Consider the following 5755-nt stretch of genomic DNA (forward strand, 5'->3'; position numbering starts at 1 on the left):
CAGCCGGTCCGTGAAACAGGAACCCGTAAGCCGGGCGACCGGCCGAACCCCCTCATAAGGGAATCCCCCTCGCTCACGAGGGGGAGGAAGTCAAAGCGCAGAAACCGTTGTGGAGCGGCGCCGGAGCGCCGGTGGAGCGGCAATTAATTAGGGGTTTTCCCGCATTCAGGCCGGGGTCAGGTGCCCGGTTAATAGGGGTTGGATGGCATTATGCCGCGTAATATCCGCCCCGCATACTGGGTCGCATGGCGAACCCCACAGTGCTCACGGAGCAATTACCGCCGATCGCCCAGGAAACCGGGAGTGATTTTTCCCGCCTGTCGCGCAGAATTTCCGAGGCGGGGCTGATGGAACGGCGTCCGGTCTACTACACCCTGCGATTCGGCGTGGTGGCGCTCGCACTCGTGGCGAGCTGCGTGGCGTTCGCCGTGCTGGGTGACAGCTGGCTGCAGCTCCTCGTCGCGGTCGTGCTGGCCGTGGTCTTCGGGCAACTCGGGCTTGCGGCCCACGACCTGGCCCACAAGCAGGTGTTCTTCCGCCGCCGCCCCACCGAGGTCGGCGGGCTGATCGCGGCCAACGCGCTGCTCGGCATGAGCTACGGCTGGTGGATGAACAAGCACACCCGCCACCACGCCAACCCCAACCATGAGGACAAGGACCCCGACGTCGCGCCCAACCTGCTGGTGTGGTCGCGCCGGCAGGCGAGCGTGGCCCGCGGACTGCCGGCGTTCATCGGCCGGCACCAGGCCGTCCTCTTCTACCCGATGCTCACGCTCGAGGGGTTCAACCTCAGCGTCGCCAGCGTCCGGGCCTTGTTCACCCCGTCGATGAAGCGGCCCCGTCTCGAAGGGGCCCTGCTCGTCGCGCACTTCGTGGTTTACTTCGGCGCGATATTCACCGTGCTCTCGCCCGGCAAGGCGGTCGCCTTCGTCGCCGTGCACATGGCGCTGTTCGGCATCTACCTGGGCTCGGTGTTCGCCCCCAACCACAAGGGCATGCAGATGGTCACCGACGGTCAGGAACTGGACTTCCTGCGCCGCCAGGTGCTCACCTCGCGCAACGTACGCGGCGGACTGGTCGTCGACGCCTTCATGGGCGGCCTCAACTACCAGATCGAGCACCATCTGTTCCCCAGCATGCCGACCCCCGCCCTGCGGCAGGCCCAGCGAATCACCGAGGAGTACTGCGCCGAGCTGGGCATCCCGTACCACCAGACGGGCCTGGCCGCCTCCCACCGCGAGGCCCTGCGCCACCTCAGGAGCGCCGGCGACCCCCTGCGCGCCGCGCGGCGCTGAGCGTCACCACCCACCCTCCACCGAGACGACGGGCCGTCGGCGGACAATCCGCCGACGGCCCGGACGCGTGCGGGCACGGGCGCCGTCAGAGCCCCAGCTTGACCTGGGCGCCGCCGTCGATCTTCAGGTGCAGTCCGGTGACGTAGCGGGACTCGTCCGAGGCCAGGTAGACCACCGCGTGCGAGACGTCGCCGGGGGTGACGTACGGGATCGGCATGGCCTGGATGCCGGTGAAGATCGGCAGGGCGTCCTCGCGCGTCGGGCCCTCCTTGTCGGGCATGAACGCCTGGTAGACCGCGTCGTTCAGGAGCATGTCCGTCTCGACGTTGGTCGGGTGCACGGCGTTGACCCGGATCGCCTGCTGGGCCAGCAGCTGGGAGAGGGTGTTGACGTACTCGACCAGCGAGTGCTTCGCGAAGCGGTAGCCGGCGAATCCCGGGCCGGCCTGCGACACGTCCGCGTGCCCCGGCTGGAGGCCCACGATGGAGCCGACGATGATGATCGAGCCGCCCTCGCCGAGGTGCGGCAGCGCCGCGTGCACCGTGTTGACGGCACCCGACAGGTTGATGTCGACGGTGTCGACGTAGGCGTCGATCGGGCGGCCCGCGCCGATGGGCAGGATGCCGGCGTTGGGAATCACCACGTCCAGGCGGCCGAGTTCGGCCACCCCCTCGTCGATGGCCTGCCGCAGCGCGGCGCGGTCGCGGACGTCGGCGACCCGGACGACCGCGCGCTGCCCGGTCTTGCGGACCAGGCGGGCCGTCTCCTCCAGGTCCTCCGTGCTCGCCAGCGGGTACTCCACGCTGCCGACCTCGCCGTCGCCCAGGTCGATGGCGAGGACGTCCGCGCCCTCCCCCGCGAGCCGCACGGCGTGGCTGCGGCCCTGGCCCCGGCCCGCACCGGTTATTACTGCTACTTTTCCTGCCAGCCGGCCCATGGGGCCCTCCTTCGTATTCGGTGCAGTCCACCGGAGTGCAATGACTCGCCTCATTATTGGCGCGTTCGCATGGCCCACAACGCACCAATAACCCCTAAACAGATAGGGGGATGCCCGAAAAAAACCGGGCACTCGGCGGCGCGTTCACGACAGGGGTGTCTCGCGGTCCACGGTTCGTCCCGCGTTCCGGCGTGACCGGAGTGAAGCGCGGTACGGTCTTCGTGCCGGGCCCTGTCTCCAGGCCCTCTCATGCCGTCGACCGGAATGAGAGACAATCTTCCCGTGCTGTTCACGATTCTGGGGCCGATGGAAGCGCGGACCGCCGAGGGCGAACCGCTCGAGCTCGGCGGCGCACGGCTGCGGTCGGTTCTTGGACTGCTGCTGGAGGACGTGGGCAAGGTGGTCTCCACCGAGCGGCTGATCGACGAGGTGTACGGCGACGAGCCGCCCGCGAGTGCCGCCAACGCGCTGCAGTCCCAGATCTCCCGGCTGCGCCGCCGGCTCGGCGTCACCATCGAGTCGCTGCCGCACGGTTACCGCCTGGATGTCGACCCCGACGACATCGACGCCCACCGCTTCGAACGGCTGGTCAGGCAGGGCCGCGAGGCGCTCGGCCACGGCGACCACCGGCGCGCCGCCGCCCTGCTGCGCGAGGGGCTCGGCCTGTGGCGCGGGCCCGCCCAGACCCAGGCCGCCGTACGCCTGGAGGAGCTGCGTCTGGCCGCCCTCGAGGACCGTGTCGAGGCCGAGCTCGCCCTCGGCGAATCGGGTCCACTGGTACCGGAGTTGCGGCAGTTGGCCGAGGCGTATCCGCTGCGCGAGCAGCTGAGCGGACTGCTGATGCGGGCGCTGCACGCCAGCGGACGGCGGGCCGAGGCGCTCACGGTGTACGAGAAGACCCGGGCCACCCTCGCCGAGGAGCTGGGCACCGACCCGTCGGCCGAACTGTCCCGTCTGCACCAGGAGTTGCTGCGCTCGGACGGCTCCCCCGGGGGGATCACCCCGCGCGGTGTGCCCGCCCAGTTCACCAGCTTCGTCGGCCGCGACCAGGAACTGCACCGGATCCGCGAACTCGTCGCCAGCGCACGGCTGGTCACCCTCATCGGACCCGGCGGCGTCGGCAAGACCCGGCTGGCCGTGGAGGCGGCGAGCCGGGAACGCGCCGACGACGTCTGCTTCGTGGAGCTCGCCCCCCTGGAGGACGGCGGCCAGATCCACGCCGCCGTCCTTACCGCGCTCGGTCTGCGGCCCGGCGCCGACGGCGGGCGCGGACCCGAGGAACGCCTGGTGACCGCCCTGGCCGAACGCCGGCTGCTGCTGGTCCTGGACAACTGCGAGCACGTCGTCGAGGACATCGCCCGGCTGGCCCGGCGGCTGCTCGGCGCCTGCCCCGGCGTACGGATCCTGTGCACCGGGCGCGAAGCGCTCGGCCTGACCGGCGAGGCGCTGTGCCCGCTGTCCCCGCTGGAACGCCGCTCCGCCGTACAGCTGTTCACCGACCGGGCGGCGGCCGTCTCGCCGGGCTTCGCCCTCGACGCGGAGCGGGCCGGCGTCGTGGAGTGGATCTGCACCGCCCTGGACGGGCTGCCGCTCGCCCTCGAACTCGCGGCGGCCCGGCTGCGGACCCTGAGCGTCCAGGACATCGCCGCCCGCCTCGACGACCGGTTCAAACTGCTCTCCCGGGGCGACCGCACGGCGGACCCGCGCCACCGCACACTGCGGTCCGTCGTGGAGTGGAGCTGGGACCTGCTGGACGCCGACGAGCGGGCCCTGGCCCGCCGGCTGACCGTGTTCGCAGGCGGCGCGACCCTCGCGGCGGCCGAGGCGGTGTGCGGCCTGCCCGACACCGAGCAGCTGCTCGACTCGCTGGTGGGCAAGTCGCTCGCCGAGACCCGCGAGGGCCGGGTGACGATGTTCGAGACGGTGCGCGCGTTCTGCGCCGAGCGGCTGGTGGAGTCCGGCGAGCAGGAGGAGTTCCGCCGGGCGCACGCCACGTACTTCCTGGACCTCGCACAGCGAGCCGAGCCGTACCTGCGCCGTACCGAACAGGTGGAGTGGCTGGCCGTCCTCGGCGCCGAGCAGGGCAACCTGGAGGCGGCGCTGCGCTGGTCGGTGACCGCGGACCCCGACGTCGCGCTGCGCCTGGCGGCCGAGCTGACCTGGTACTGGTGGCTGCGCGGACTGACCGTGGAACACGCCACGCCCACCGCGACGCTGCTGACCGCGATCGGAGAGCGGCCGCCGCCCGGCCTGGACGAGGAGTACGCCCTGTGCGCGCTCAACGCCTACACCGAGTGGGCCCTGGAGCCGTCCGTCGACCGGGCGGAACCGGCGGAACACCAGTGGCTCGACCGGGCCGACGCGGTGCTCCTCGCCATCGACAGACCGCTCAGGCGTCCGATCCTGACCGTGCTGCGGGCACTGATCGCGGGTCCCGGCCGGGCCGCCGACGAGGCCACCCGGCGCCGGCAGATCGGTCCCGAGCCGTGGTCGAGGGCGGTCGGGCTGATGGGGGACGGGTTCCAGCCGTGGTTCGGCGGACAACCGGAGGAGGCCGAGGCGCAGTTCGCCACCGCACTGGCGCACTTCCGGCAGACCGGGGACCGCTGGGGCATGGCCAACTGCCTCGATCCGCTGGCCATGTTCGCCGACTGGCGCGGCGACCAGGAGCAGGCGCTGGCCCACCTGGACGAGGCGATGGTCCTGGTCGGGCAGCTGGACGCGCCCGAGGAGATGGCGGGCCTGCTCTGCCACCGCGCCGACGCCCTGCTGCACTGCGGGGACTTCGAGCAGGCCGGAGCCGACTACGGCCGGGCCGCCGAGCTGGCCCGCCGAGTCGGCAGCTCCGACAAGGTGGCCGCCGCCCAGCTGGGCCTCGGCGACCTGGAGCGGCTGAGGGACAACACGGCCGGGGCCCGGGAGTGGTACGAGCGGGGCCTGGCGTCCTGCGGGGACCACTGGTTCAGCGGGTCGCTGATACAGCGCCTGCACACCGGCCTGGGCCGTGCCGCCGAGGCCGAGGAGCGAGGGGAGGAGGCCCGCTCCTGGCACGAACTGGCGCTGCGCACGGCCCTGGAGCTGCACACGCCGGCCGACCTGGCACAGGCGGCGGAGGGACTGGCCGGGCTCGCCGTGCTGGAGGGTGCGGGGGAGCGGGCGGCGCTGCTGCTCGGCGCGGGGGTGTCTCTGCGCGGCATGGCGGTCGCCGGGGACCCGGATGTGGTCCGCACCGCGAGCGCGGCCCGCGCGCTGACCGGGGACCAGGGGTACGCCGGCGCCTATGCCCAGGGTTGGGCACTGTCCCTGGAGGCGGCACTGGCGGTGCTTGATCAGCAGCGGTCGGAGGGAGTCGGCTGAGGCGGTGCCGGTACTGCAGTTGGGCCGGGGGGGGGGGCTAACTGCTGCGGGTTTCGTCATCGAATCTCAGTGTTTCTCAACTTCTGTTGCAGCTCGGGGTGTTGTCGGTGGCGGTCGGTAGGCTGATGGGGTGATCGTTACGCATGCCTACCGATTCGCTTTGGAC

Annotated in this window: 3 protein-coding genes; 2 read left to right on the forward strand and 1 reads right to left on the reverse strand. The window is 71.6% G+C overall.

Features of this window, described 5'->3' with window-relative positions:
* The first annotated feature begins 245 nt into the window (after window positions 1-245).
* A complete protein-coding gene (locus tag ACFYXB_RS45405) occupies window positions 246-1295 on the forward strand; it encodes a fatty acid desaturase family protein (RefSeq protein WP_389591351.1) in 1050 nt (349 codons plus the stop codon).
* 85 nt (window positions 1296-1380) lie between these two features.
* On the opposite strand, the gene ACFYXB_RS45410 is transcribed toward ACFYXB_RS45405, so the two are convergent.
* Window positions 1381-2232, reverse strand: a complete 852-nt coding sequence (locus ACFYXB_RS45410) for a mycofactocin-coupled SDR family oxidoreductase (protein WP_389591353.1) — start codon at window positions 2230-2232, stop codon at window positions 1381-1383.
* 282 nt (window positions 2233-2514) lie between these two features.
* Between ACFYXB_RS45410 and ACFYXB_RS45415 the strand changes: the two genes are divergently transcribed.
* A complete protein-coding gene (locus ACFYXB_RS45415) occupies window positions 2515-5589 on the forward strand; it encodes a BTAD domain-containing putative transcriptional regulator (protein WP_389591355.1) in 3075 nt (1024 codons plus the stop codon).
* Window positions 5590-5755 lie beyond the last annotated feature (166 nt).

It is taken from the genome of Streptomyces sp. NPDC002619 (genome assembly GCF_042889305.1).
Taxonomy (GTDB): Bacteria; Actinomycetota; Actinomycetes; order Streptomycetales; family Streptomycetaceae; genus Streptomyces.